At 64.9% G+C, this 504-nt stretch carries 1 pseudogene; it reads right to left on the minus strand.

Features of this window, described 5'->3' with window-relative positions:
* Nucleotides 1-504 (minus strand): annotated as a pseudogene (locus XANALMUS060_RS17345) (TIM barrel protein); the annotation flags it as partial.

Genomic DNA, 504 nt, shown 5'->3' on the forward strand with positions numbered 1-504 from the left:
GGCAACCTGCAAATCGTGCTCGAAACTGTGCCCGGACAACGTGGCGTGGTTGGCCTCGATGTTGAGTTTGAAATCCTTCTCCAGCCCGTGCTGGCGCAGGAAACCCACCACCGTGGCGCTGTCGAAATCGTACTGGTGCTTCATCGGCTCCATCGGCTTGGGCTCGATCAGGAAATTGCCCTTGAAGCCGATGCTGCGGCCGTAGTCGCGCGCCAGGGTGAGGAAGCGCGCCAGGTGTTCCTGCTCGCGCCGCATCTGCGTGTTGTGCAGGCACGCATACCCCTCGCGACCGCCCCAGAACACGTAGTTCTCCCCGCCCAGCGCCACCGTCGCCTCCAGTGCCGCCTTGACCTGCACCGCCGCGCGCGCCACCACGTCGAAGTCCGGGTTGGTCGCCGCACCGTTCATGTAGCGCGGATGCGAGAACAGATTGGCCGTGCCCCACAGCAGCTTGATGCCGGTGTCGGCCTGGCGCTGCTTGGCGATGCCGACCATGTGCTGCAG

It is taken from the genome of Xanthomonas sp. MUS 060 (assembly GCF_000963215.1).
Lineage (GTDB): Bacteria > Pseudomonadota > Gammaproteobacteria > Xanthomonadales > Xanthomonadaceae > Xanthomonas_A.